Annotated in this window: 27 protein-coding genes and 3 pseudogenes; 22 read left to right on the top strand and 8 right to left on the bottom strand. The window is 62.6% G+C overall.

The annotated features are described in order from the left end of the window. Window positions 1–59 precede the first annotated feature (59 nt). From OJF58_RS16840 to OJF58_RS16820, 5 genes are all read left to right on the top strand, one after another. Window positions 60–779, top strand: a complete 720-nt coding sequence (locus tag OJF58_RS16840) for a class I SAM-dependent methyltransferase (RefSeq protein WP_300778873.1) — start codon at window positions 60–62, stop codon at window positions 777–779. A 211-nt stretch (window positions 780–990) separates the two neighbouring features. Continuing rightward, window positions 991–1,326, top strand: coding sequence for a metalloregulator ArsR/SmtB family transcription factor (locus OJF58_RS16835; protein WP_300778872.1), 336 nt, complete (start codon window positions 991–993; stop codon window positions 1,324–1,326). Between the two features lie 46 nt (window positions 1,327–1,372). Next, window positions 1,373–1,861, top strand: a complete 489-nt coding sequence (locus tag OJF58_RS16830; protein WP_300778871.1) for an SRPBCC domain-containing protein — start codon at window positions 1,373–1,375, stop codon at window positions 1,859–1,861. Window positions 1,862–1,906: 45 nt separating this feature from the next. Continuing rightward, window positions 1,907–2,320, top strand: a complete 414-nt coding sequence (locus OJF58_RS16825; RefSeq protein ID WP_300778870.1) for a DoxX family protein — start codon at window positions 1,907–1,909, stop codon at window positions 2,318–2,320. Window positions 2,321–2,497: 177 nt separating this feature from the next. Further along, window positions 2,498–3,289 carry a phosphodiesterase gene (locus tag OJF58_RS16820; RefSeq protein WP_300778869.1) on the top strand — a complete coding sequence of 264 codons (792 nt, stop codon included), beginning with the start codon at window positions 2,498–2,500 and terminating at the stop codon, window positions 3,287–3,289. Window positions 3,290–3,554: 265 nt separating this feature from the next. Here the strand turns inward: OJF58_RS16820 and OJF58_RS16815 are convergent, their stop codons facing one another. From OJF58_RS16815 to OJF58_RS16795, 5 genes are all read right to left on the bottom strand, one after another. Next, window positions 3,555–4,511 carry a LysR family transcriptional regulator gene (locus OJF58_RS16815; RefSeq protein WP_300778868.1) on the bottom strand — a complete coding sequence of 319 codons (957 nt, stop codon included), beginning with the start codon at window positions 4,509–4,511 and terminating at the stop codon, window positions 3,555–3,557. Further along, window positions 4,508–5,407, bottom strand: coding sequence for a LysR family transcriptional regulator (locus OJF58_RS16810; protein ID WP_300778867.1), 900 nt, complete (start codon window positions 5,405–5,407; stop codon window positions 4,508–4,510). Before OJF58_RS16810 ends, OJF58_RS16815 begins: the two co-directional genes overlap by 4 nt. A gap of 16 nt (window positions 5,408–5,423) precedes the next feature. Continuing rightward, the gene (locus tag OJF58_RS16805) at window positions 5,424–5,990 is read right to left on the bottom strand and encodes a dihydrofolate reductase family protein (RefSeq protein ID WP_300778866.1); all 567 of its coding nucleotides are present in this window, start codon (window positions 5,988–5,990) and stop codon (window positions 5,424–5,426) included. A 129-nt stretch (window positions 5,991–6,119) separates the two neighbouring features. Continuing rightward, entirely contained in the window at window positions 6,120–6,620 is a 501-nt protein-coding gene (locus OJF58_RS16800; RefSeq protein ID WP_300778865.1) for an SRPBCC family protein, read from the bottom strand. Window positions 6,621–6,739: 119 nt separating this feature from the next. Further along, window positions 6,740–7,093 carry a metalloregulator ArsR/SmtB family transcription factor gene (locus OJF58_RS16795; protein WP_300778864.1) on the bottom strand — a complete coding sequence of 118 codons (354 nt, stop codon included), beginning with the start codon at window positions 7,091–7,093 and terminating at the stop codon, window positions 6,740–6,742. A gap of 1,208 nt (window positions 7,094–8,301) precedes the next feature. Between OJF58_RS16795 and OJF58_RS16790 the strand changes: the two genes are divergently transcribed. Genes OJF58_RS16790 through OJF58_RS16775 form a run of 4 tightly spaced genes read left to right on the top strand, consistent with a single transcriptional unit; the run spans window position 8,302 to window position 10,352 of the window. Continuing rightward, entirely contained in the window at window positions 8,302–9,021 is a 720-nt protein-coding gene (locus tag OJF58_RS16790) for an SDR family NAD(P)-dependent oxidoreductase (protein WP_300778863.1), read from the top strand. 6 nt (window positions 9,022–9,027) lie between these two features. Further along, window positions 9,028–9,339, top strand: coding sequence for a metalloregulator ArsR/SmtB family transcription factor (locus OJF58_RS16785; RefSeq protein ID WP_300778862.1), 312 nt, complete (start codon window positions 9,028–9,030; stop codon window positions 9,337–9,339). Then, entirely contained in the window at window positions 9,336–9,803 is a 468-nt protein-coding gene (locus OJF58_RS16780) for an SRPBCC domain-containing protein (RefSeq protein ID WP_366526778.1), read from the top strand. Before OJF58_RS16785 ends, OJF58_RS16780 begins: the two co-directional genes overlap by 4 nt. 15 nt (window positions 9,804–9,818) lie before the next feature. Continuing rightward, window positions 9,819–10,352 (top strand): AAA family ATPase, encoded by a 534-nt coding sequence (locus OJF58_RS16775; protein ID WP_300778861.1) that lies wholly within the window; start codon window positions 9,819–9,821, stop codon window positions 10,350–10,352. A gap of 46 nt (window positions 10,353–10,398) precedes the next feature. Here the strand turns inward: OJF58_RS16775 and OJF58_RS16770 are convergent, their stop codons facing one another. Continuing rightward, complete coding sequence (locus OJF58_RS16770) at window positions 10,399–10,884, bottom strand: hypothetical protein (RefSeq protein ID WP_300778860.1); 486 nt, start codon at window positions 10,882–10,884, stop codon at window positions 10,399–10,401. 275 nt (window positions 10,885–11,159) lie between these two features. On the opposite strand from OJF58_RS16770, the gene OJF58_RS16765 reads away from it, so the two are divergent. Next, window positions 11,160–11,384, top strand: coding sequence for a helix-turn-helix domain-containing protein (locus tag OJF58_RS16765; protein WP_300778859.1), 225 nt, complete (start codon window positions 11,160–11,162; stop codon window positions 11,382–11,384). A 109-nt stretch (window positions 11,385–11,493) separates the two neighbouring features. Then, window positions 11,494–11,661, top strand: a pseudogene (locus OJF58_RS16760) (JAB domain-containing protein); the annotation flags it as partial. Window positions 11,662–11,808: 147 nt separating this feature from the next. On the opposite strand, the pseudogene OJF58_RS16755 reads toward OJF58_RS16760, so the two are convergent. Then, window positions 11,809–12,588, bottom strand: a pseudogene (locus OJF58_RS16755) (NADP-dependent oxidoreductase); the annotation flags it as partial. Here OJF58_RS16755 and msrA point away from each other — a divergent pair. From msrA to OJF58_RS16720, 7 genes and pseudogenes are all read left to right on the top strand, one after another. Then, a pseudogene (msrA, locus tag OJF58_RS16750) lies at window positions 12,566–12,946 on the top strand (peptide-methionine (S)-S-oxide reductase MsrA); the annotation flags it as partial. The pseudogenes OJF58_RS16755 and msrA sit on opposite strands and share 23 nt — an antisense overlap. A gap of 49 nt (window positions 12,947–12,995) precedes the next feature. Then, a complete protein-coding gene (locus tag OJF58_RS16745) occupies window positions 12,996–13,484 on the top strand; it encodes a TlpA family protein disulfide reductase (RefSeq protein ID WP_300778858.1) in 489 nt (162 codons plus the stop codon). Window positions 13,485–13,498: 14 nt separating this feature from the next. After that, window positions 13,499–13,840: a JAB domain-containing protein gene (locus OJF58_RS16740; RefSeq protein WP_300778857.1), complete on the top strand. Its 342-nt coding sequence runs from the start codon at window positions 13,499–13,501 to the stop codon at window positions 13,838–13,840. Continuing rightward, the gene (locus OJF58_RS16735; protein WP_300778856.1) at window positions 13,824–15,674 is read left to right on the top strand and encodes a glycoside hydrolase family 15 protein; all 1,851 of its coding nucleotides are present in this window, start codon (window positions 13,824–13,826) and stop codon (window positions 15,672–15,674) included. The genes OJF58_RS16740 and OJF58_RS16735 overlap by 17 nt, the downstream gene beginning before the upstream one ends. Window positions 15,675–15,805: 131 nt before the next feature. Then, a complete protein-coding gene (locus OJF58_RS16730; RefSeq protein WP_300778855.1) occupies window positions 15,806–18,010 on the top strand; it encodes an amylo-alpha-1,6-glucosidase in 2,205 nt (734 codons plus the stop codon). Window positions 18,011–18,425: 415 nt separating this feature from the next. Further along, on the top strand, window positions 18,426–18,734 hold the full coding sequence (locus tag OJF58_RS16725) for a PRC-barrel domain-containing protein (RefSeq protein WP_366526777.1): 309 nt from the start codon (window positions 18,426–18,428) through the stop codon (window positions 18,732–18,734). Then, window positions 18,734–19,960, top strand: coding sequence for an MFS transporter (locus OJF58_RS16720; RefSeq protein ID WP_300778854.1), 1,227 nt, complete (start codon window positions 18,734–18,736; stop codon window positions 19,958–19,960). The genes OJF58_RS16725 and OJF58_RS16720 overlap by 1 nt, the downstream gene beginning before the upstream one ends. Here OJF58_RS16720 and OJF58_RS16715 read toward each other — a convergent pair. Further along, window positions 19,884–20,825, bottom strand: coding sequence for an alpha/beta hydrolase (locus OJF58_RS16715; protein WP_300778853.1), 942 nt, complete (start codon window positions 20,823–20,825; stop codon window positions 19,884–19,886). The genes OJF58_RS16720 and OJF58_RS16715 overlap by 77 nt on opposite strands. Window positions 20,826–20,906: 81 nt before the next feature. Here OJF58_RS16715 and OJF58_RS16710 point away from each other — a divergent pair, with 81 nt between their 5' ends. From OJF58_RS16710 to OJF58_RS16695, 4 genes are read left to right on the top strand one after another with little or no spacing between them, the layout of a single operon-like run. Further along, window positions 20,907–21,644: a DUF72 domain-containing protein gene (locus OJF58_RS16710; protein WP_300778852.1), complete on the top strand. Its 738-nt coding sequence runs from the start codon at window positions 20,907–20,909 to the stop codon at window positions 21,642–21,644. Between the two features lie 44 nt (window positions 21,645–21,688). Further along, window positions 21,689–22,108: a metalloregulator ArsR/SmtB family transcription factor gene (locus tag OJF58_RS16705; protein ID WP_300778851.1), complete on the top strand. Its 420-nt coding sequence runs from the start codon at window positions 21,689–21,691 to the stop codon at window positions 22,106–22,108. Then, window positions 22,018–22,449, top strand: a complete 432-nt coding sequence (locus OJF58_RS16700) for an SRPBCC domain-containing protein (RefSeq protein ID WP_300778850.1) — start codon at window positions 22,018–22,020, stop codon at window positions 22,447–22,449. The genes OJF58_RS16705 and OJF58_RS16700 overlap by 91 nt, the downstream gene beginning before the upstream one ends. Then, window positions 22,446–23,300 carry a transglutaminase-like domain-containing protein gene (locus OJF58_RS16695; protein ID WP_300778849.1) on the top strand — a complete coding sequence of 285 codons (855 nt, stop codon included), beginning with the start codon at window positions 22,446–22,448 and terminating at the stop codon, window positions 23,298–23,300. Before OJF58_RS16700 ends, OJF58_RS16695 begins: the two co-directional genes overlap by 4 nt. The last annotated feature ends 9 nt before the right edge of the window (window positions 23,301–23,309 follow it).

Here is a 23,309-nt window from a genome sequence, read left to right as displayed (position 1 = left end):
ACCCATTCCCGACTTCTTGGGAACGACTTGCGGTGGTCAGTATGGAGAGGTTCTTCGGCATGAACGACGACGTGAACGAGCCCACGAAAAAGTTCGATGCCTCCCGAGCCGCAGAATATGAGAGTCAGAGTCGAATAGCTCTGGCAGGTTATGACGCTTGTCATGAACTCGCGGCCTGCATCTTGGCTGCTGCGCTTGGAACTGGCGGAAATCGGCGGATTCTTATCGTCGGTATAGGTGGCAACGCCCAAGAGGTGATTTCGATTTCCCGAATTGAGCCGACGTGGAAATTTACCGGCGTGGACCCTTCGCAGCCAATGCTCGCGCTCGCCGCGGAACGGCTTGAGGCGCACGGGCTAAGCGACAAAACCATGCTGCATATCGGGACCTTAGATAGTCTCGCGAGAGACCAAGATTTTGACGCCGCCATGATGCTCGGGGTGCTGCATCATTTGCCAGGCGATGACGCGAAGAGCGCCATTCTGAAGGCAATTGCAGACCGAATCGCGCCGGGCGCTCCTCTAATTCTAGCCGGTAATCGCTATGCCTACGCCAGTAAGCCGCTACTTCTTGCTGCGTGGGGAGAACGTTGGCGAATGCATGGCGCGGCGAGCGAAGAAGTGAAGCAAAAGCTCGGCAAGATTCTACAAGGTGCCGATCCGCCCCACTCTTCAGAAGCGGTATTTGACCTACTTGACCGGGCAGGTTTTGAGCAACCGGAAAGCTTCTTTTCGAGCCTGTTTTGGAACGCATGGATTGCGTGGCGAAAGCGCCCTTAACAGACGCACACCCAGCTGGGTGGAGTTTTTGGTGCAAGGGCAGCGATGACAAGCTTGGCGCCCACCGGCTTGCGCCGATATTGAGGCGCGGCCGTTTCGCGTCAATTCATTGCGTGACACGCGCCTTTTGTTGCGTGCAGCGCGCCTATTCGCGGCGTGAGCAATTCGTCACTGTTCAACCAACACGTTGGCAACCAATCGGTTGGATACGATGACGGACGATCGACTAAGCAACATCTTCTTCGCGCTGTCCGCCAGAACGAGACGCGATGTTCTGACACGGCTTGCCGCCCGCGACGCAACCGTCAAAGAACTGGCCGAGCCCTACGACATCAGCCTCGCGGCCGTTTCCAAGCACCTCAAGGTCTTGGAGAGCGCTGGCCTCATCTCGCGACGCAAGGATGCTCAGTTTCGCCCATGCCACTTCAATCCCGCAGCACTCCAAGCCGCAGACGATTGGCTGGCGGACTACCGGCACTTCTGGGACCGCAGCCTCGATAGGCTCACGGAATATCTGAGGACAGTCCATGTGACCTCGACCGACTGACCGGTGATTGGACCCGCTCCCATTTTCCATAGCTAAGAAAGGCATCATGATGACGACGCAAATAGACCAGAACTCTACAGAAAAGCCGGTGATCACGATGAGCCGCGTCTTCGATGCGCCGCGTGACGTGGTTTGGAAGGCTTGGACGGATCCAAAGCATGTAACGCAATGGTGGGGCGGCGAAGGTTTCACCAGCCCCGTGTGCGAGATGGACGTCCGCGTGGGTGGCGCATGGCATCAGATCATGCAGTTCCCTGACGGCACCAAGATTACGATGGACTTCGTCTACACCGAGGTCGATCCCCCAAAGCGCCTGTCCTGGCGTAACGCGGTGACGCAGCCGAACGGTCCGCCGTCCCTGCTTCAAACTCTATCGTTCGAGGATCTCGGCGATGGCCGAACCAAGTGGGACTTGGTGGCCTTGGCTGAGTCGTTCGAGCAACGAGATATCGCGGCTCGTATGGGCTTTGCGGGCATGGTGACGCAAGGCCTCGATCGCCTAGCGAAGCACCTCGCAGCTGCTGAACGTGTCTGACTGTAAGTCCCAAGCCCAGCATTTGGCATGGCAGGGGGGAAATCGATGAACACACCGATCGACGGTCTCATCAATTCGAAGGTCCAGCGTCTAATCGGATGGATTTTCACCGTCCTAATCAGCGCACTACTCGGCTTCTCATCCGTGATCAAGCTCGTGGCTGTGCCCGAGGTTCGACAAACCCTGTCGGGCCTCGGCTGGCCAGCTCACCTCGACTTCACAGTGGGCGTGATCGAGCTGATCTGCCTTGCGCTCTTTCTGCTCCCTCGCACCGCGGTTCTCGGCGCGGTGTTGGAAACAGCGCTGCTTGGCGCGACCGTCGCCCTGAAACTGCGCGTGGGCGATCCAATGATTACGCACGTACTCTTCGGCGTTTACATGGGATTTTTCGTCTGGGGCGCGCTTTACTTCCGCGAACCCCGAGTTCGCCAACTAATGCCGTGGCGGGGTCTACCTTAGCTAAGCATTCACTGTTTCCGTCGCTGGCGACGCGTCGCCGAGCGGCCCGTCCGGATACGGCCGGCCGCTTGAACGTTCGCCATCTCCCTTTCCCCAAGTCCCGCTCATGCCCGATCATCGATGCTAGGCCGGCGACGGCCGCTTCCTGGGACGACTATCCGCGTCAGGAGATTCAAATTGATCATCGCTCAGATCACCGACCTTCACGTGGCATCGACCTCCGCGCCTTTGTTCGGGCGCGTCGACACTCGCGGGCACTTCCGAAGAGCCATCGACCACCTACGCGGAATTTCGCCCTTGCCTGACCTGCTCGTCTTGACCGGCGACCTCGCGGACACAGGCTCGCAGGAAGAATATCGATTTGTTCGCGAAGCGCTGGATCAGCTTTCGATCCCATCATTCATCATTCCGGGCAATCACGATAAGCGCGAGGCGCTGCGAGAGGTATTTCAGCATCATCAGTACCTCCCGCGATCAGGCTATATTCAATACCTCGTGTCGCATTTGCCCCTTCAATTGATTGGTCTCGATACCCTAGCAGAAGGCCACGGCCATGGAGAGCTGTGCCAGGAACGGTTGGACTGGCTCGATGCTCGACTCGCCCAAGCTGACAAGCCGGTCATCTTGTTCATGCACCATCCTCCTGCTGCGACCGGCCTCGACGCCATCGACGAGATGGGATTGCGCGTTGGCGCCGAGCGGCTCGCCGAAATTGTGCTACGCCACCGAAACGTTGAGCGAATCCTCTGCGGCCATGTCCATCGCCCCATCTCCTTTCGTTGGGCAGGCACTACGGTCTGCGTTGCCCCCAGCAGCGCGCATCAAGCGACCCTGGATTTGGCGCCCGGCGCCGAACTTACTTTTATGATGGATCCCCCGGCGGTCGGGCTTCATCAGTGGATGCCGCCAACCGGACTTGTCTCACATCTGAGCTTTATCGGACCGTTCAGTGGGCCTCATTCGTTCTAATGCCCCATCCGCACTGTGCTGAACAGTCTTGCGCGCGGCATCCAGCGCGTCCTGCGCCGACTGCGATGCGGGGCTGAGCCCGATGTCGAGGCCGAACGACAAAAATTGTTGGGTGGCATTGCCACGGCCCGACCACGCTTAAACGAATAGGCGGCTCGGTCGCTAGTACCGGACGTCGTCAGTTTTCACTGCCACCAGCAAGATGCACCGGCGGAGACGCCTCCCGGCGGAACGCGGATGCAGCTCTTGCTCTTGGCGAATGCGCTTACGGATGGGGTAGGATCGACCCCTGATTGCCAGCCGCCGGCTTGTGCCGACTGCGCTGCTGGAGCACCCCAGAGCGATTCGACATTATTCTCGCGAGGCTAAGCATGCGGCGAAGAGCCGGATTGTCGTTTCGCGGCGACCAAAATGCGCAAAATGGCAACAGCTCCCCCGCGAGAGGCTTGTAAACAACCCCTGGAAAGTTCGCTCCCACGGTTGCTTCGCTGGTCAGCGTCAGACCTCCGCCGATCGAGACCAAATTCATAAGGTTGTCTCTGCTTACACGATGGCGTTCGATACTAGGATGGTGGCCCAGCCCGGCTAAATGCTTCACGAGGTAGTCATGGATCTCGGGACCAGGATCCGCTTCGCTGACAATGAACCGCTCGGCGTGGAGATCTTCCCATGAGAGCGCGGCAAAGTCCGCCAACCTGTGCAGCCGGGGCATCGCAACGAGAACCCGCTCGTCCCAAAGATGAAGCCGATCACAACCATCGACTTCCTGCTCACCCGTTAGGAAGGCGATGTCGGTCTGATGATGCCGGACGGCCGAGAGATGTCCGCTCGGACTTCCTTCGAATACATCAGTCCGCACGTCAGGATGCTTGATCAGGTACTCACGCAGCAGATCCGCCAAGAAGCCTGAGGCGAGTGACGAGAATATCCCAACGCGCACCGCGCCAGCTTCCCCGCGCCCTATAGCGCCAACTTCGACCACGGCATGCGTCACCTCTCCCATGGCACGACGGGCGTGATCGAGGAAACGTTCCCCCGCGTAGGTGAGCTGGACGCCGCTAGCGCGTCGCACGAATAGAGCTGCCCCAAGTTCATCCTCGAGGTCCCGAATCCGACGGCTGAGCGTAGATTCCTCAACCGAAAGTGTCCTCGCCGCGCGCCGAAAGCTGCCATGGTCGGCCGCTGCGATCGCATATCTCAGGTGGCGCAATTCCACCGTCACGGGGCGCCTCGAGACACAGACCGTGCTCGAGCTTCGTCCCGGAGAAAGGCAACGAATCTGCCGACCACCGCTTCTTCCCTGTCGGGTGTCCAAGTGAGATCGACGTCCACCCATGCATCGCTCTCGGCCACGGGTTTGAAGGTCACTCCGGGACAGGAAAAGTCGGTCCGACTTTCCGCGATTAAGGTGACGCCGAAGCCTGCGGAAACCAGGGTCAACAAGCCTTGCCTGCTCACCGGGTGGGAGTGCAGCGATGATCCCGCGCCTAAGAGCGAACTGATGAATTCTCCCGAAAGTGAATCCGCACCGCTTTCGTGAACGAGCACTACTTCTTCGCGGAGCTCATCCCAAGTTACGGAATTGCTGGCGGCAAGCCTGTGCCGCACTGGTAAGGCAGCGACGATCGGCTCGCGATAGATGGGGACAGCTACCGCCTTCGGCCATAATAGGTGCCGCGGCACGAGCGCCGCGTCGAGCCAACGCTCCTGCAGTGCAGGTGCAATTTCCTGCTCGTGCAGTTCGTGGAGCACGAGACTGACCATTGGGTGAGCAACCCGCCAGTCTCGAAGTAGCTCGCAAATCAGTTCCCCAGCGGGCGGCACCTTCACGCCAAGCCTGATCTCTCCTAACTCACCATTCGCATTACATTGCGCAGCGCGTCTGATTGCATGAAAGTCTCCGAGCGCGCGGCGGACATGGACCATGATGGCCCTCCCGCCGGCGGTCAGTCGGACGCCGAAGCGGCCCCTTTCAAAAATCGTGAGTCCCAGCTCATCCTCGACCCGGGTGACGCCGCGACTTACAGTCGACGCGTAAATGCCAAGCCGCTTCGCGGCCTCGCCGAAATTTCCGGCATCAACCGTTGCCGCCACGTATTGCAGATCGATCAGTTCCATCGATCAGCCAGAAGACTTAGGCTGCCGCTCGATGGTAAGTTAGAACTGTCACGCCCATTGGAAATGTCTGCGTCTCAACCAGGTCCATCTCTATCTTTTGCTCCGCGTCAGGAAACAGCCGGCCTCCGACCCCAAGAGCAAGGGGCATAACCATGAGGCGATACTCGTCGATCAGCTTGGCCCCTGCTAAGGCGTGGGACAAACGCCGGCTGCCGGCGATAAGGATCGGACCGCCATCCTGCTGCTTGAGGCTGGTGATCTCGGTCGCTAGGTCCCCTTGAATGACCCGGCTATTGTTCCAATGCGGCTCGCTGATCGTACGTGATGCGACGAGCTTTGGCATTGCATTCATCTTCTCTGCGAACGGCCCGGATCGAGACGGCCACGCGGCAGCGAATGTCTCATAAGTTACGCGGCCAAGAAGCAATGTCTCTGCTTCTTCGACCTCATTGAACTTGTAAGCGAATTGCTCGGGGCTTTGGTAAGGTGTAACCCATCCACTCCAAGAGCGGTCCGGCTCAGGCGATGGTGCCTCCATAACCCCGTCGAGTGTTACAAAAGCCGAGAGTATTAGCTTTCTCACAATCTTCTCCCTTCAAAGTGCATTTGGTTTCCCGTGATCGCTGCCTGCGGCGTCCGCTTTCCGATGCGAGGATGCCAAAGATGGCCGAGCCCGGCTCCGACATCATGGGGCCGGACCGGCCGCGCCGGCCTAGGTCGCAGTTGTCGCTTTGATGTGCTTGATGAGCTGGTCGAGCGCTGTCGCCCAGCCATTATGAAAGCCCATCTGCTCGTGCCGCTGCCGGCCCTTCTCGTTTTTATGGAGAGCCGTGGCGACGTAGCGGGTGCTCTCGCCAATCGACTGCAGCTCCAGCACGACGGTCATCCCAAACCGAGTGCCGTCCGCCGGGCGCCAACCCGGAAGCAAGGTGTCCGTCCAAACAAGCCGCTCGCCAAGAACGACCTCAAGGTAGCAGCCGACATTATCGACTGTCGCGCCACCTTCGGGGGCTTGCATCACCGTTCGGAAAATGCCTCCTGGTTGGAGGTCGATCTCGCAGTGTATCGTGCGCCACGGCCTCGGCGTGTACCACGCTTTGAGGTGCTCCGGTTGGGTCCAAGCCTTCCAGACCAACTCCCGCGGGACCTCAACGACCCTGTCGAGGACGAGGTCGAGTTGAGGGTCTGGCTTCTGCAGCACCGACTTCTTCATACATACTAGCCTTCTTCTTGATGGAATTTCAGCATCACGGCAATCGCCCGAAATGCGTGAGACCGGTCGATGTCGCTCGGGACCAATGAGGCTGGTCAGGACCGCCGCGTCCGCACACCTCATGGCGTGTTCTTCCGATCGTTCTTCAACTGAATGACGTACTCATCCAGCTGATCGAGCCGTCGCTCCCATAGTTCGCGCTGCCGGCCGAGCCACTCCTCTGCAAGCCGCAGCCGTTTCGGGGCTAAGCGATACATTCGAACGCGCCCTGCCTTTTGCGAGCTCACCAAACCGCATCGTTCGAGCACGCCGAGATGCTCGACGAACGACGGCAGGGCCATGCCAAACGGCGCAGCAAGCTCGCTCGCACTGGCCGGGCTTTGGCTCAGGCGTTCGAGCACCCGCCGCCGGGTGGGATCCGCCAGCGCCCGGAATACGGTGTCGATGGGTTCAAGCGCGGCGGTGGCGATCATCAAATGCTCTCTCACTAGAGGATTTGCAGCGATACTAAGGGCGAGCATCGCTTAGGGCAAGGCCTAAGTGATGTTTCGATTTTTCTCGCAAATTCCGCCATTCGCGACCTAACTGCCTTAGGTTTTTTCCTAAGTGATTCTGTCAGGCGCGTCTGTATAGGCCGGCGTCGTCCGGAGCGTCGTGGGGCTGTGACAACATCAAATTGAGTGCTCGCCGACTTACCCACCCGTGCGCCAGCGCCCAGGAGCTCAATTTCCTCCGCCTGCCCGAGCAGCACGTCGCCGCGTGCTGATCGCAGGCTGCTCGGGAGCCGGTGAATGGGCCTCGCTCAGGAACTCTCCGCGCGAGCTACCTAGCCATTCACTTAGAAACCCTCGAATGGCGCTCGCTGATCCCGATGACTGCTGCGCGCGAAGGAAACGACTGGGCTTGGCGTCAGGATCGTGTGCATCGCATAAGGCGTCTCTCGCGGCATCACTGTTGCTTGGACGAGAACAAACTCATGGCCCTTGAGCGCGACGGCAAAGTCCACGGCTGCCTTAGCGGCCCAATATATACAGAAGGGCCTACGAATTGATCTGCTGTGACATCAATGACCGTCGAGCCGACTATCAACACCGTATGGTGCTCGGCGTTGTAGCGACCGCGCCGGACGGTTCCGCAGTGGAGCACAGCACGCAAGTAAGTTGAGCAGAGCCCACAATTTAGAGCCGGGAAGAGCCTGCGAGAGTGCGACAGGAAGAGATCGACATCAATGTCTGGGGCGTAATCGGTATACGCTCGTCGTGCAACTGACACGTCGAAGCAACCTGACTCGAACGCCCTGCGCGTCTGATGGGCCTTGGCGCGAATCTCTGCGAGGCAAGGATGAAGCAGATCAGGCATTTGTAAGATGTGCTCCAAACGGCAGTGAGGACGGGTTTGCCTGTGCTCATGCCTCTGGCGTAGACGCGGTTCTTAGCAAATTCGGACCGTGAGTTTCGTTGCAGCCGACGCAGGCTTTGGTGCGCGCCGCGCACGTTCTAACCGGACGGAAATAGTCCTAGCTAAAGGGTGACGGAATTTCGGTCATTCATGCACGACCTCGCACGCAGGTGTCCCCTCCTGCTCGACGGGAGTCACGTCGGACTCGGGACTTCTGATCCAAGCACTACCTAGTTCAAAGAGGAATTGGCGAAGTATGGAGGCACGCAGACTTCACGGAAGGGTGGCCTTGGTAACCGGTGCCTCCTCGGGGATCGGCGAGGCCACCGCACTCGCGCTTGCGTCGGAGGGGGCTAGAGTAGCGATCATCGCGCGCCGGCTCGATCGCCTCGACAGGTTGGCTGACCGAATCCGCGAGAACGGTAGCGAGGCGCTGCCTATCCAGACCGATGTTGCTGCAGAGACGCAGGTGTCCGCGGCGGTTGACCGGGTCGTGGACGAATTTGGACGCTTGGACATGTTGCTCGCCATCGCGGGCGTCGGGGTGGCTGCGCCATTTCAAGGCACTACGACCAGCGAGTATCGGCAAATGTTCGATGTCAACGTTTTCGGTTTGCTCTATTCTATTGCTGCGTCGTTGCCGATTATGAAAGCTCAGCGTGATGGCCATGTTGTAATCTTGTCGTCAGGTACGGGCCGTTACATTCACCCCTCAACGGTCTATTCGGCCTCTAAACACGCGGCCACCGCGATCGCGGAATCGCTGCGGCGTGAAGTCTGCACAGATGGCATCCGAGTGACCTCTGTGGAGCCTGGTGCCGTAAGTACAGAGTTCATCTCTCAAATGCGACCCGATGTCCGCGACGCCGTCGAGAAGCGTCTTGGCGACATGGAACTCCTTGAAGCCCAGGACGTCGCGGCCGCCATCATTTACGCGGTCACCCAACCAAAGAGAGTCAACGTCAACATCCTTACGCTCTATCCCGCTCAACAGGCGGCATAAGCGCCATTGCCGCTGAACCAAATCTTCAACGCTTTATCGGATCCGACGCGCCGGACCCTGTTCGAGCGCCTTTGTTGCATAGGCGAGCAGAATGTGCGTGCCTTAACCAACTACGCTGGGATCTCCCAGCCAGCAGTTTCTAAGCATCTAGGCGTCCTCAAAGAAGTTGGCCTCGTCGGCCACCGCAAAGAGGGCCGGCAGACGCATTATCGAGCAAAGCCGCAGGCTCTCGCGCCGATGATCAGCTGGGTGGCTGTTCATGCTGTCCATCAGCACAGACTTCAGCCCTGCAATGCTAAGAAAAGGAAGGACATATGATCGAGCCGACTTCGCAATCCGTTTCTCGCGAACGGACAATGGCATACCCACTCGCAGACGTCTGGCGCGCGCTCGTTGAGTCCAGCCTCATTTCCAAATGGCTCTACGAAAATGACTTTCGCCCCATCGTGGGCAACCGATTCCAGCTTCGGGGTAAGCCACGACCGCACTGGAACGGCATCGTCGACGGTGAGGTCTTGTGCGTCGAGCCAGAACGGAAGTTATCTTATACATGGACCACGGCGCCCAATGCGGAGCGGCGGCGTCTCGAGACGGTCGTCACTTGGACAATTACTCCTGCCCAGGGCGGTACGCGCGTGCAAGTAGAGCAAACGGGCTTTCGATCAGAAGGGGAAGCCAAAGGACCCAGTCTCGGATGGGAGAGGATATTACATTCCCTTGAGAGTATCGTCGATGAGCTGAGCGGAGGCTCAGTGGATCGGCACAGCGGCTTACGCTCCTAAACTATGGCGCGCGTATTGATCACCGGCATGTCCGGGGCCGGAAAATCGGCAGTCATAGAGGAACTTGCGAGACGAGGCTACGCGGCCATAGATCTCGATTCGCCGGAGTGGTCCGAATGGATCGACTTTGACGCCTCTGACACGCTCACTCCGCAGAAGGGAAAAGATTGGGTCTGGCGCGAAGGGAAGGTCAGAGCGCTTCTCTTAGCGCATACGCAAGGCACGTTGTTCATCGGAGGGTGCGCGCAAAACATGGCTCGCCTATTCCCGTTGATTGACAAAATCATTCTCCTCTCCGCTCCGGTTGGAACGGTCATGGAACGGCTCGAGGCACGTTCCTCTGGCGGTTATGGCAACAACGAAGAAGATCGGAGCAAAGTTCGAGAGCTCATTGCGCTGGTTGAGCCATTGCTGAGAAAATCATCCAATCATGAAATCGACACGGCGAGATCCGTTGGCGCAACAGTGGATGAGATTATTCGAATTAGCACCCCGCGGGCCGTGAGCAGGGACTGGAAGCGGTGTTGGCTAAAATTGAAGACTTGGTGAGGTCTCCGCTTATGCGGGACAACGGGCACCCATGTGAGGAGAGAAGTTATCTCATTGCATTGAGAAGAGCGGCAGACATACCCCAGCTGTAGATCGGCCACGAGTCTTCGGCTTCATCCTCCAAAGTGAAGTGAAAATCCGTCAGGCGCTTTGCCTCCAGCATCCGTAACATGTCCGAAAACTGCCCGCGCGTGACCTCAAGTGACAGGTTCAGCGAGGGAAAATGCTCGGTTCGGAACAAGCGGCCCGCATCCGGAACTTCGGTTTTCATGGGAGTGGGAGTCATAATCATAATGACACCCGGCCAAGTGAACCGAGCCTCCGGCATGGTAAGAGCTCCAGGCATTATCATATAGGTGAACTCGACCGACCGCCGTGGCGGACCGGGCTGAACGACCTGTCCAAAACTGAGCGTGCAGCTACCAAGAATCTCGCCGCGCCAGTTGCCCGGCTGTATCTCCGGCAGGTTGAGGGTGGGCTTCTTCCTCTTGGTAGTTGGCATTTGGCTCGTCCTTCTGGGTTTGCCGTTCATGGCAACTCCGATGCGACGCTCGTTTGGCCAGAGAGTGACGCGAGTTCTCATCGCGGCCGATTTTCATTCCGACCGATTTGGCGCCGCTAATATCCATTTTTACGACCACGATCGGAGACCACTTCCACCACCACCAAATGCGCGGCATTTCATTTCGTGAACGAGCGTGAGTGGACGTGTGCCGCGGGGCACCCGTGAAGCGCACGTGACCAGGTCCCGCTCGGAGCACAAAGCCCCCAAGTCGCGGGTGGCCTTAAAATGGAACGGAGTCGCTCATGGATTCGGTCAAATTCCTGACCCCCGAAGAAGTCGCAGAACGCTACCGTGGCGAAGTCTCTGTCGGTACGTTAAGAAACTGGCGTTCGATGCGAGTCGGACCTGGCTTCATAAAGATCGGAAAGGCCGTTCTCTACCCGATCGCCGAGCTCGACGAGTGGGACGAACAGAATCGCGTCTCTTGTCGTGCGTCGAACCGACTCATGGAGAGCTCGCGTGATTGACCGTGATGCTCCCGTTGGCGCACTGGCTACCTCTCCCAGTTATCGGCACCAGTTCGGCCACGCTGCGCTGATTCGTGTGTCAAATCAATCACTTGTCCGCAGACCTCGCCTCCTCCACAATCACCCTTCCGGCGATCCGAAGCCATCGCGCGACGACATCGAGATGACCAAGGAGATCCGCCGTGCCGCCGAGGCGCTCGGGATCTCGATCCACGACCATCTCGTGATCGGCCGCAAGGGCCACGCGAGCTTCAGGAGCCTGGGGCTGCTGTCGTAGCGCTCTCGACGCGGACCTCCAACGAACGTCCGTCATCGAGGCATTGCGGAAGAGATGCGCTCGGCATCGGACTTTCGAGGGATAGCAGAACCACGCGCCCTCCCCGGGTTCTCATGGACGAACGCGGATGATCGGCTTCCCCTTGCGTCACTCGATCGGGTTCAACGCGGCGACGGCTCCGTCGAGGGTCGCGATGCTGTCGATGTTCGTCCGCAGTCGTCCGTCACGCGCCCGCTGTACGATCTCACTCAGCTGGGCACGATCGGCCTCGACAACGAAGTCGACCGCCAGGCCGTCGGCGGGCCGCGCTTCGGTCGGCCCGACGATGGATACCAGTGTTCCTCCGGCTCGAATCAGGCCCGCGGACCGCTTCTGGATGTCGCCGCCGATGACATCGAACACCAGATCGACGCCGCCGACGTCTTCGAGCGCGTCGTTCCCGAGATCGACGAACTCCTGCGCGCCGAAGTCGAGCACCTTCTGACGATCGGCGGCGCGTCCGGTGCCGATGACGTAGGCCCGGAACTCGCGTGCGAGCTGCGTCACCATCGAGCCGACTGCGCCGGCCGCGCCGTGCGCGAGGACGCTCTGCCCTGCCTGAAGGCGGCCGTGCTGGAACAGTCCCTGCCATGCGGTGAGGCCCGAGATCGGCAGACTGGCGCCCACCGTGAAGTCGACCTCGCCCGGCAGCGGCGCGAGGTTGCGCGCCTCGATCGCCACATACTCGGCCAGGGTGCCGTCGCGATACCAGTCCGCGAGGCCGAACACTCGCTGTCCTACCGACAGTCCCGTCGTGCCGTAACCGAGAGCGGTGACCACGCCGGCCAGCTCGTGGCCGGGAATCGACGGTGTTCGGTCATGGTCGAGGCGATCGGTCCAGGTCGAGGGCCACGTCGTCTCGGTCAACCACGGCACCCATGCCGAGGCGATCGAGATCATCTTCGATCCCTTGCAGACCACCTATCGCCGATTGCTCGAATTCTTTTTCCAGATTCACGATCCGACGACGCTCAACCGTCAGGGGAATGACTGGGGTACAAGCTATCGTTCGGCGATCTACTTCACCAGCGACCAGCAGAAGGCCGTCGCGCTCGACACGATCGCAGACGTTGATGCGTCGGGACTATGGCCCGGCAAGGTTGTCACCGAGGTCGAGCCGGTCAGTGACTTCTGGGAGGCCGAGCCCGAGCACCAGGACTATCTCGAACGTATTCCGCACGGCTATACCTGCCATTTTCCACGTCCGGACTGGGTATTGCCGCACCGAACCGATGCTGCCGCCTAGCAACCTCGCCGCTCGCCGCACGACACCGCGAGCGCCATTGGAGGATTTCATGAAGACGGGAATTGTGGGTCTGCCTGCCCCTCCGCTCGAGCATGTCCGGTGGATCGATGAAAATGGCGACGAGCGTAGCCCCTTGACCTTGGCCGAGTTGGGACAGGGTTTCACCATCCTGTACTTCTTTCAGGATTGGTGTGCGGGCTGTCACGCACATGGCTTTCCCACATTCGTGACACTTGCCGACGAGCTTCGCGACAAGGGAGTTGGCTTGGCAGCCATCCAGACCGTGTTCGAGGGGTCGGAAGTCAACACCTTCGATCGTCTGCGGGAAAATCAACGACGATATGGACTGCGTGTTCCCTTCGGACATGCTGTCGCCGGCTCGGCCTCAGTGGGCGCTGTGCCCGCGATCATGGAGGCATACCGCTCCGGCGGAACCCCCTGGTTCGTTGTGATCGCGCCCAATGGCCGCGTCGTGTACGACGGGTTTCGGCTCGATGCGGAGAGCCTCGTCCAGACACTTCCGACACTTGCCGCCTGAACCAGAGGGAGTGTTTGGACACGCCGCCTGCGGACTCGCTATCTGCGCTTACGGAAGCGCTCGTCAAAAAGCACAAGCTCGGTTTCCCGATCGCCTATGGCCCGATGCACGAGCGGTTTCGCAGCCACAACCCCTTGTCCTTGCTTGACATTCAGGCTTCCGGTCTACTGGTGCACAATCATCCTTCCGGCGACCCGGAGCCATCGCGCGACGACATCGGGATGACCAAGGAAATCCGCCGTGCGGCCGAGGCGCTCGGGATCTCGATTCACGACCATCTCGCGATCGCCGCAAGGGTCACGCGAGCTTCAGGAACCCCGGTTTGCTGTAGAGGTTGGAATGGCGCTGCGGATTGAAGAGTATGCGATGATCGGCGACTGCGAGACCGCGGCGCTCGTCGGTCTCGACGGCTCGATCGACTGGCTGTGCTGGCCGCGCTTCGATTCGCCGGCCTGCTTCGCCAACCTGCTCGGCAAGCCGGAGAACGGTCGCTGGCTGATCGCGCCCAAGGAGGCGCCCTTGCGGACGAGCCGCCGCTATCGTCCTGGCACGCTGGTGCTCGAGACGGAATTCCAGACCGCGACCGGCACCGCCGCGGTCGTCGACTTCATGCCACCGGCGGACGGCACGGCCGATCTCGTCCGCCTCGTCGTCGGCCACGCCGGCCGGGTCCGTTTTCACACCGAGCTCGTCGTCCGGTTCGACTACGGCGCGACCGTGCCCTGGGTCTCGCGGCTAAAGGACGGGGTCATCGACGCGATTGCCGGGCCCGAAAGGCTGGCACTGCGCACGCCCGTGTCGCTGCACGGCGAGGATCTGAAGACCGTGGGCGAATTCGAGGTCCGGGCAGGCGAAACCATTCCTTTTGTCCTGTCGCATGGCCCTTCGTTCGAGCGGCCTCCTCCGGCGGTCGATCCGTTCGACGCGCTTGCCCGCACGGAGGCCTTCTGGCGCGCGTGGAGCGACCGGTGCCCCGAGGTCGGCCCCTATACGGAAGCGGTCAAGCGTTCGCTCATCACGCTGAAGGCGTTGACCTACCGTCGCACGGGCGGGATCGTCGCTGCCGCCACCACGTCGCTGCCCGAGCAATTGGGCGGGACACGCAACTGGGACTATCGTTTCTGCTGGCTGCGCGACGCCACCTTCACCCTGCTCGCGCTCATGAATCTCGGCTACTACGAGGAAGCACGGGCCTGGCGCGACTGGCTCCTGCGGGCCATCGCCGGAAGTCCGCGCCAGGCGCAGATCATGTACGGCGTCGGAGGCGAACGGCGATTGCCGGAGTGGATCGTGCCGTGGCTGCCGGGCTACGAAGGATCGGCACCGGTGCGCATCGGCAACGACGCCTCGCAACAATTGCAGATCGACGTCTTCGGCGAGGTCGCCGATGCCATGTTCCAGGCCCTCAAGGCCGGTCTCGCTCCCCCCAGGCGAGGCTATGCGATCCGACAGGAGTTCCTCGAACATCTGGCGGTCACATGGCGGCAGCCGGACGAAGGGATCTGGGAGGTGCGCGGCGGCCGGCAACATTTCGTTCATTCGAAGATGATGGCATGGGTCGCCTTCGATCGCGCGGCCGACGAGGTCGCGACGAAGGTCTTCGCCGAGGACGGTCGACGCTGGCGCCGCATTGCCGACGAAATTCACGCTGAAATCTGCAGGCACGGCTTCGATCCCGAACTGAACAGCTTCGTCCAGGCGTTCGGCTCGAAGCAGCTCGATGCCAGCCTGCTCCTGATGCCGCTGGTCGGCTTTCTGCCGGCCGACGATCCGCGCATGCGTGGCACCGTCGAGGCGATCGAGAGCAGGCTGCTGATCGACGACGAATTCGTCCTCCGATACGAGACCGACGACGGCCTCGACGGCCTGCCGCCAGGCGAAGGGGCGTTCCTCGCCTGCAGCTTCTGGCTGGTCGACAACTACCTGCTTCAGGGGCGCTATCGCGATGCTCGCCGGCTCTTCGAGCGCCTGCTCGGGCGCTGCAATGACGTCGGATTGCTGGCCGAGGAATTCGAGCCGCGCGCCGGCCGCATGCTCGGCAACTTCCCGCAGGCCTACAGCCATGTCGGGCTGATCAACAGCGCGCTCAATCTCGCCCGGTCCGAGGGACCGGCCGAGGAGCGGGCGCAAGCCCACGAGCGCCACGTTCCGGCCAGCGCGGTCATGGCCGGCTCACAGGCGTCATCCTGAAGCCAGCGGCGACCGTCATACTAAGACCTTTGTGGGGCAAAATGCGCTTCCACAATCTGCAGCGTTGAACGTCGCGCCAGCCGACGTAATGTGGGGCTGTCCCCCGCTCGAACAAACGGATCGATAGTGCCATGTCGACCGAGACCCTGACCGCCTTCAATCTCTCCAGGACACCTGTCGAAGAAGCGCCTGTCGAGCTGCCGTTCTATATCGCCGCGACAGGAACCGCGGTCGGCCCGCACTGGACGCTGAAGCACGACGACGCCTTTGCGATCGTCGACAGCCTGGGCGACATCGGTGCCGCCGGGGCGACGGACGGCCTGTTCTTCAAGGACACGCGCTTCCTGTCGCGCCTGCAACTCCGCATGAACGGGCTGCAGCCATTGCTGCTGGGCTCGAACGTCCGGGACGACAACAGCTCTTTTTCGGCCGACCTCACCAATCCGGACTTTCTGCTCGACGGCAAGGTCGTCCTCGAGAAGGACCTGGTGCATCTCGGGCGCACGCTCTTCCTTTGGCGCGGCGTCGCCTACCAGCGCCTGACGGTGAGCAACCACAGCGACCGGCGGATCGGCCTGACGCTCTCGCTCTTCTTCGACAGCGATTTCGCCGATCTGTTCGAGGTGCGCGGCATGCGGCGATTGCGCCGAGGCAGCGCCAGCCGCAGCAAGGCGGGCGACGGCCGCGTGCTGCTGGAGTACCGTGGCCTGGACGACGTCGTCCGCAACACCACCCTCACCTTCGATCCCCCGCCCACCACGCTCTCGGTCGGCGAGGCGGCCTATCGGCTGGAGATTGCACCGGCCGAGACGCGGATGATCTACGTCGCCATCGGCTGCGATCGCCCGGCCGGGCAGCGGCCCGCTCCCTTCCTCAAGGGCCTGCTCGAGTCGCGGCGCGAGTTGCGGTCCGCCGCCTTCGACACCACCACCATCGAGACGTCGAATGCGCTGTTCAACGAGATCCTGTGCCGCTCGGCCGCCGATCTGCGCATGCTGATGACCGAGACGCCCGAGGGCCGTTATCCCTATGCCGGCACGCCCTGGTATTCCACCACCTTCGGACGCGACGGGCTCATCACCGCGCTTCAGATGCTGTGGCACGAGCCGAGCGTCGCGCGCGGCGTCCTGCGCCGGCTCGCCGCTCACCAGGCCACCGAGACAGACGAGCGCTCGGACGCCCAGCCGGGAAAGATCCTGCACGAGATGCGCGGCGGCGAGATGGCCGCCCTGGGCGAGGTGCCTTTCGCCCACTACTACGGCAGTGTCGATGCAACGCCGCTCTTCGTTCTGCTTGCCGGCCTCTATGCCGAGCGCACGGGCGACATCGATACGATCAAAGCGCTTTGGCCGGCCATCGAAGCCGCTCTCGGATGGATCGACGGTCTGGGCGATCCCGATCGCGACGGCTTCGTCGAATATTGCCGGGCGACCGATCTCGGGCTCGCCAACCAGGGCTGGAAAGATTCGTACGACGCGATTTTCCATGCCGATGGTCGACTGGCCGAGGGACGAATCGCGCTGGCGGAGGTTCAGGGCTATGTGTTCGCGGCCAAGACCGCGATCGCACGCTGTGCGCGGCGTCTGGATCGTGCCGAGCAGGCGGAACGACTCGAGGCCGAGGCCCGGCGGCTCGCCGAACAGTTCGAGGCGGCCTTCTGGTGCCCTGATCTCGGAACCTATGCCATCGCGCTCGACGGCAACAAGCAGCCCTGCCGCGTCAGCACGTCGAATGCGGGTCAACTGCTGTTCACCGGCATCGTGCAGCCGGACCGCGCCGCCTCGGTGGCGGCAGGCCTGCTCGGCCCGCGCTTCTTCTCGGGTTGGGGCATACGCACCGTCGCGCAGGGCGAAGCCCGCTACAATCCGATGTCCTACCACAACGGTTCCATCTGGCCGCACGACAACGCCCTGATCGCCCTGGGCCTTGCGCGCTACGGCTTCAAGCCGGCGGTGCAGTCGCTCTTCAAAGGCTTGTTCGATGCCGCGGCCTACATGGAGCTGAGGCGCCTGCCGGAACTCTTTTGCGGCTTCCGCCGCCAGCCCAATCGCGGGCCGACCCTCTATCCCGTGGCCTGCTCGCCCCAGGCCTGGGCCAGCGCCACGCCATTCTCCCTGATCGAGGCCACGCTCGGCCTGCAATTCGATCCCGAGCACGAGGAGATACGGCTGTACGATCCCTGCCTGCCGTCGTTCCTCGACAGCATCGAGCTACGCAGCCTGCGGCTGAATGCATCGAGCGTCGATCTCAAGGTGCGACGCCATCGCGACGCCGTTTCCGTCGAAATCACGCGCCAACGCGGCCAGGCCAAGGTCTCGATCGTGTCGTCGCGCTGATCGGCCGCAGAACCGTTGCGCCGACCTGGAGTTATTCGAAGCGGGTGGAGGGCTGTGAATGGGCGGCAAGTTAGGTCACGTCGCCATTGCGACCGTAGTCATGGCCCTCGCCACGGCGGGAAGCGTTTCCGCGCAAAGCCCGGCACCCGCTCCGTCGGTGACGCCGAATGCCGAACCGGATACGCCGACGGACGAGCCAAAGACAGTTCCGTCGGAGCCCAAGACCGACCAGGGTAATGCGCCGGCGGATTCGTCGGCAGCGCCGGCATCTCCCGCCCCTGCGCCACCCGCCTCGGAAGCACCGCCTCCTGCACCTCCGGCGCCGGACAAGCGATCGGCGGAACCGCCGGCCCAACCTTCGCCGCCGGCCGACAGTGCCAGCCCTCCGTCGGTCACCGTCATTGGCAGCCGGGAGGTGCAAGGCATTCTCGGCAACGAGGTGCGCGGCCCCAACAACGAGAGCATGGGCCGCGTTGTCGACGTGATCGTCGATGGCGAAGGCAAGCCGCGGGCCGCCATCATCGACTTCGGCGGCTTCCTCGGAGTTGGCAGCCGCAAGATCGCCGTGGACTGGAAGGCGCTTCATTTCGTGCCGGGAGCGAGCAAGCGCTACAGCATCGCGCTTGCCCTGACGCGCGACCAGGTGAAGGCCGCGCCCGAGTACAAGGAGGGCCAGCCGATCGTCATCCTGGGCGCGTCGGGAAGCCTCGAGCCCATCCCCTGATGGAGCCCTCGCGGCGCAGCCTGCGCGGCCTCGACTGGTTCGCGTTCTTCGTCGCCGATGTACAAACCGGCTTCGGGCCGTTCGTCGCGGTCTACCTCACCTCGGAGAAGTGGACCCAGGTCGATATCGGGCTCGTGCTCTCCGTGTCGGGGATCGTGGCGCTGGTCGGTCAGATTCCCGGCGGCGCCCTGCTCGACGCGGCACGCTCCGAACGTCTGGTGGCGGCGGTCGCGGTCGGGCTGATCAGCGCAAGCGCCATTGCCTACGCCGGCTGGCCGATCTTCCCGATCGTGCTGGCCGCCGCTTGTCTCCATGCGGCCGCGAGCTGCCTGCTGGGTCCGGCGATCGCCGCGATGAGCCTCGGCCTGGTCGGCCAGCGGGGGATCGGCGAGCGGCTCGGGCGCAATGCGCGCTTCGCCTCGATCGGCGCCGGCCTCTCGGCGGCCGTGATGGGCGCGGTCGGCTATTTTTTCGAGACGCGCTCGGTCTTCCTGGTCACCGCCGCGCTCCTCCTCCCGACCTGGACGGCGCTGCGCTACATCGAGCCGCGGGAGATCGATCCCGAGCAGGCCCACGGTGCCAGCCCGCGGGAACCGGCGGATCGCCCGCCGATCCGCCTGCGCGGCCTGCTGACACGGCCGCTCGTCGTCTTCGGTGGCGCGATCCTTCTTTTCCACCTCGCCAACGCCGCCATGCTTCCACTGATGGGCAGCGTGCTCACGAAGCGGACGAGCGAAAGCGCCACCATCCTGATCGCAGCCTGCATGGTGGGCCCGCAGCTCGTGGTCGCGCTCTGCTCGCCCTGGGCCGGCCGCCAGGCGCAGCGGCTGGGTCGCCGGCCGATCCTGCTTGCGGGACTTGCCGCCCTGCCGATCCGCGGCGTCCTGTTCGCGACGGTGACCGATCCCTATCTCCTGGTGGTCGTCCAGCTTCTCGACGGCATCACCGCCACCGTCTTCAGCGTCATGGTTCCTCTCACCATTGCCGACCTGACGCGCGGCACGGGGCGTTTCAACCTGACCCAGGGACTGGTCGGCACCATGATGGGGATCGGTGCTTCGCTCAGCCCGACGCTGGCCGGCTACATCACCGATACCTACAGCAGCTCGACCGCCTTCTTCTCGCTGGCTGCGATCGCGCTTTGCGGCCTCACGCTGGTGGCCCTGCTGATGCCGGAGACCAGGCCGCGCGAGCCCCAGGCGGCTGCCCAAGATGGCGGCGCATGAAGGAACCGGCGTTCGCCAGCGCGGCGCGGCCGGCAGTCAGACCCGCGTTCCAGAGCGGCCAGGCATGGATCATGTGCGGCCAGATCTCGAGGGTGACGGCGATGTTGGCCGTGCCTGCCGCGTCGGCAAAGCGGGTCGCATCGGCCAGCAGCGTCTCGTCGCTGCCGACCTGAACGAGGATCGGCGGCAGGCGGCGGAGATCGGCAAACAGCGGGGAAAGGCGCGGATCGCGCCGATCCATGCCCGGCGGCACATAGGCATTGGCGAGCTCGGCGAGGTAGCCCTTGTGGATCAGGGGGTCGACGGCGTCCTTGGTCGTCATGGTTGCGCCCGACATGGTGAGATCGGTCCAGGGCGAGACCAGCCAGGCGCAGGCCGGCCCCTCCTCGCCGGCCGCATGCAAGGCGTTGATCAGCGACACCGACAGCCCACCGCCCGCACTGTCGCCACCGACGGCGATGTGACGTGCCGCGACGCCCTGCCGGCGCAGCCAGCGCCAGGCCGCGAGCGCGTCCTCCAGTGCCGCGGGGAACCGATGCTCGGGCGCCAGGCGATAGTCGACGGCCAGCGTCCGCACGCCGGCCGCGCGTCCCGCTTCGGTCACCATGCGGCGATGACTGACCAGAGAGCCGGAGCAATAGCCGCCGCCATGGAAGAACACGAGGACGCATGCCTCGTCGCTTCCCGGAGCGATCGACCATTCGCCTGGAACGCCGTCCAGATCCACAGCCCGCAACTTGATGTCGGCCGCGACAGGCCAGTGCGCCCCGACCTCCTCGATGCGCTGCCGTCTGGCGGGCCAACCCACCGGTCGCGGCTTGGCGCCGAGCAACCTCCGAACGGCCTCGATCCCGCCCTGGCTCATGGCTCTCCCCTGGCTTCGGCATCGAACGTAGGACAAGGCCGCAGGCTTTGTCATATCGTCCGGCCGGCAAAGGAGTCCCTCATGGCAGGCAAGATCCATATCGGCGTCGGCGGCTGGACCTTCGAACCCTGGCGCGGCGTCTTCTATCCGGAGGGTCTGACCCACAAACGCGAGCTGGAATATGCCAGCCGCAAGCTCACCTCGATCGAGATCAACGGCACTTACTATTCGAGCTTCAAGCCGGTGAGCTGGGCCAAGTGGCGCGACGAGACGCCGGACGGCTTCGTGTTCGCCATGAAGGCGTCGCGCTTCTGCACCAACCGGCGCGTGCTCGCCGATGCCGCCGAATCGGTCGGCCGTTTCGTGGGACAAGGCCTGGTCGAGCTGCGTGACCGGCTGGGGCCGATCAACTGGCAGTTCATGGCGACCAAGAAGTTCGATCCGGAAGACATCGAGGCCTTTCTGAAGCTCCTGCCGCGCGAGGTCGGCAAGCTGCCATTGCGCCATGCGCTCGAGGTGCGTCATCCGAGCTTCAGGGACCAACGGTTCTACGATCTCTGCCGCAAGTACAACGTCGCCATCGTCTTCGCGCACGACAAGAACTTTCCCGAAATCGACGAGCCGACGGCGGACTTCACCTACGCCCGCCTGATGGGCACGCAGGAGAAGGTGAAGACTGGCTACAAGCCGGCCGAGCTCGACCGATGGGCCAGGCGGACCAGGGACTGGGCGAAGCGGGGCGATGCCTTCGTCTACATCATCTCCGGCGCCAAGGTGCGCAACCCGGCGGCCGCGCAGGCCCTGATCGAAAGGATTTGACGGACCCTTGACAGGAACGGCCTCGCACCCCAATAGTTAACGTCATGGTTAACTATCAAGAAGCAGGCCTCGATCGCACCTTCGCCGCCCTTGCCGATCCGACGCGCCGCGCGCTGCTCGCCCGGCTCGACGAGGAGCAGCGCGTCACGGTGAGCGAGCTTGCCCGTCCCTTCCCCATGTCCCTGCCCGCCGTCATGAAGCACCTCGACGTGCTGTCGGATGCCGGCCTGATCGTGCGGACGAAGACCGGCCGCACCGTGGCGTGTCAGTTGAGCCCGGGGCCCATGGAGCAAGCGATGGAATGGCTGTCCCGCTACGAACGCTACTGGACCGACCAGCTCGATCGTCTCGCCGCTTTCCTGGAGCAAGATCAATGGCAACCAAGCCCAGCCTCACCCTCAAGCGCCAGCTCAAGGCCTCGCCGCAAAAAGTCTACGAGGCGTGGACGCAGCCGGAGCAAATGATCCGCTGGTGGGGCGTGACGCCGCACCAGAACAAGCCGATCGCCGAAACCGATCTGCGCGTCGGCGGGCGCTTCCGCGTCCAGTTCTGGGGCCAGAATGGCGAGCATCACAGCGTCAGCGGCCTCTATCGCGAGCTCGTGCCCGACCGGAAGCTGGTCTTCACCTGGACGTGGCAGAGCACGCCGGAACGGGAATCGCTGGTCACGATCGACATCGCTCCCGCGAACGACGGCAGCCTGCTCACGCTGACGCACGAGCAGTTCATCGACGAGAAGGTGCGCGACGATCACCGCGTCGGTTGGACCTACGCCCTCGACAACCTCGAAAGGCTGTTGGCATGACGCTGGACTTCTACCGCCGGCCCATCGACTTCAGCGACCCCGACGGGCACGCCCATTTGTTCGCGGACCTGCCGCCGGGGCCCGAAGGCACGGCCAAGGTCGTTCAGGGGCTCCTCATGCACCAGCATGTCGCCCCGGCTTACGGGGTCTCGCTGAGCGCCGAGCAGCACGCCGAAGCCCATATCCGGCCAGTCGCCGGCATGCTGGCAAGCATCGTCGCGCACGACCCGCAGCCTTTGACCCGGCCGCGCCCGGCCAAGGAACGGCAGGTGGGCGTTTGCCGTCACTTCACCCTGCTCCAGGTTTCCATGCTGCGCGGCCAGGGCCTGCCGGCCCGCGCCCGATGCGGTTTCGGCGCCTACTTCGAGGCCGGCAAGTTCCTCGACCACTGGGTCACGGAATACTGGAATGAAAAGAAAGGCCGCTGGACCATGGTCGACGCGCAGATGGATCCGCGCCAGCGCGATCTCTTCAGGCTCGCCTTCGATCCGCTCGATGTCCCGCGCGACCAGTTCCTTGTCGCCGGCGAGGCCTGGGCGCTTTGCCGTCAGGGAGGTGCCGATCCGCGAGCCTTCGGCATCCTCGACATGCACGGCCTCTGGTTCATCGCGGGCAACGTCATCCGCGATCTGGCCGCCCTCAACAACCGCGAGATGCTGCCCTGGGACGGCTGGGGCGCCATGGTCATGGACGACAGCAAAATCGACCTCGAGCTGATCGACCGCATCGCGGCGCTCACACGCGAGCCCGACGCACATTTCGACGTGCTGCGTGCGGCCTATCGCGATCCTCGGCTCGCGGTGCCCGCGACCGTGTTCAATCATGTTCTCAATTGCCCCGAAGCCGCCTGAAAGGAGAGG

The sequence above is a fragment of the Enhydrobacter sp. genome (genome assembly GCF_030246845.1).
Lineage (GTDB): Bacteria > Pseudomonadota > Alphaproteobacteria > Reyranellales > Reyranellaceae > Reyranella.
Note: the sequence above shows the minus strand (reverse complement) of the source record. Positions and strands in the feature narration are given on the sequence as shown.

Excerpts from the sequence above, each read along its gene's own strand:
- OJF58_RS16840 (WP_300778873.1), top strand. The coding sequence starts at position 60 with ATGAACGACGACGTGAACGAGCCCACGAAAAAGTTCGATGCCTCCCGA.
- OJF58_RS16835 (WP_300778872.1), top strand. The coding sequence starts at position 991 with ATGACGGACGATCGACTAAGCAACATCTTCTTCGCGCTGTCCGCCAGA.
- OJF58_RS16830 (WP_300778871.1), top strand. The coding sequence starts at position 1,373 with ATGATGACGACGCAAATAGACCAGAACTCTACAGAAAAGCCGGTGATC.
- OJF58_RS16825 (WP_300778870.1), top strand. The coding sequence starts at position 1,907 with ATGAACACACCGATCGACGGTCTCATCAATTCGAAGGTCCAGCGTCTA.
- OJF58_RS16810 (WP_300778867.1), bottom strand. The coding sequence starts at position 5,407 with ATGGAACTGATCGATCTGCAATACGTGGCGGCAACGGTTGATGCCGGA.
- OJF58_RS16800 (WP_300778865.1), bottom strand. The coding sequence starts at position 6,620 with ATGAAGAAGTCGGTGCTGCAGAAGCCAGACCCTCAACTCGACCTCGTC.
- OJF58_RS16795 (WP_300778864.1), bottom strand. The coding sequence starts at position 7,093 with ATGATCGCCACCGCCGCGCTTGAACCCATCGACACCGTATTCCGGGCG.
- OJF58_RS16780 (WP_366526778.1), top strand. The coding sequence starts at position 9,336 with ATGATCGAGCCGACTTCGCAATCCGTTTCTCGCGAACGGACAATGGCA.
- OJF58_RS16770 (WP_300778860.1), bottom strand. The coding sequence starts at position 10,884 with ATGAACGGCAAACCCAGAAGGACGAGCCAAATGCCAACTACCAAGAGG.
- OJF58_RS16765 (WP_300778859.1), top strand. The coding sequence starts at position 11,160 with ATGGATTCGGTCAAATTCCTGACCCCCGAAGAAGTCGCAGAACGCTAC.
- OJF58_RS16745 (WP_300778858.1), top strand. The coding sequence starts at position 12,996 with ATGAAGACGGGAATTGTGGGTCTGCCTGCCCCTCCGCTCGAGCATGTC.
- OJF58_RS16735 (WP_300778856.1), top strand. The coding sequence starts at position 13,824 with ATGGCGCTGCGGATTGAAGAGTATGCGATGATCGGCGACTGCGAGACC.
- OJF58_RS16730 (WP_300778855.1), top strand. The coding sequence starts at position 15,806 with ATGTCGACCGAGACCCTGACCGCCTTCAATCTCTCCAGGACACCTGTC.
- OJF58_RS16720 (WP_300778854.1), top strand. The coding sequence starts at position 18,734 with ATGGAGCCCTCGCGGCGCAGCCTGCGCGGCCTCGACTGGTTCGCGTTC.
- OJF58_RS16715 (WP_300778853.1), bottom strand. The coding sequence starts at position 20,825 with ATGAGCCAGGGCGGGATCGAGGCCGTTCGGAGGTTGCTCGGCGCCAAG.
- OJF58_RS16710 (WP_300778852.1), top strand. The coding sequence starts at position 20,907 with ATGGCAGGCAAGATCCATATCGGCGTCGGCGGCTGGACCTTCGAACCC.
- OJF58_RS16705 (WP_300778851.1), top strand. The coding sequence starts at position 21,689 with ATGGTTAACTATCAAGAAGCAGGCCTCGATCGCACCTTCGCCGCCCTT.
- OJF58_RS16700 (WP_300778850.1), top strand. The coding sequence starts at position 22,018 with ATGGCAACCAAGCCCAGCCTCACCCTCAAGCGCCAGCTCAAGGCCTCG.
- OJF58_RS16695 (WP_300778849.1), top strand. The coding sequence starts at position 22,446 with ATGACGCTGGACTTCTACCGCCGGCCCATCGACTTCAGCGACCCCGAC.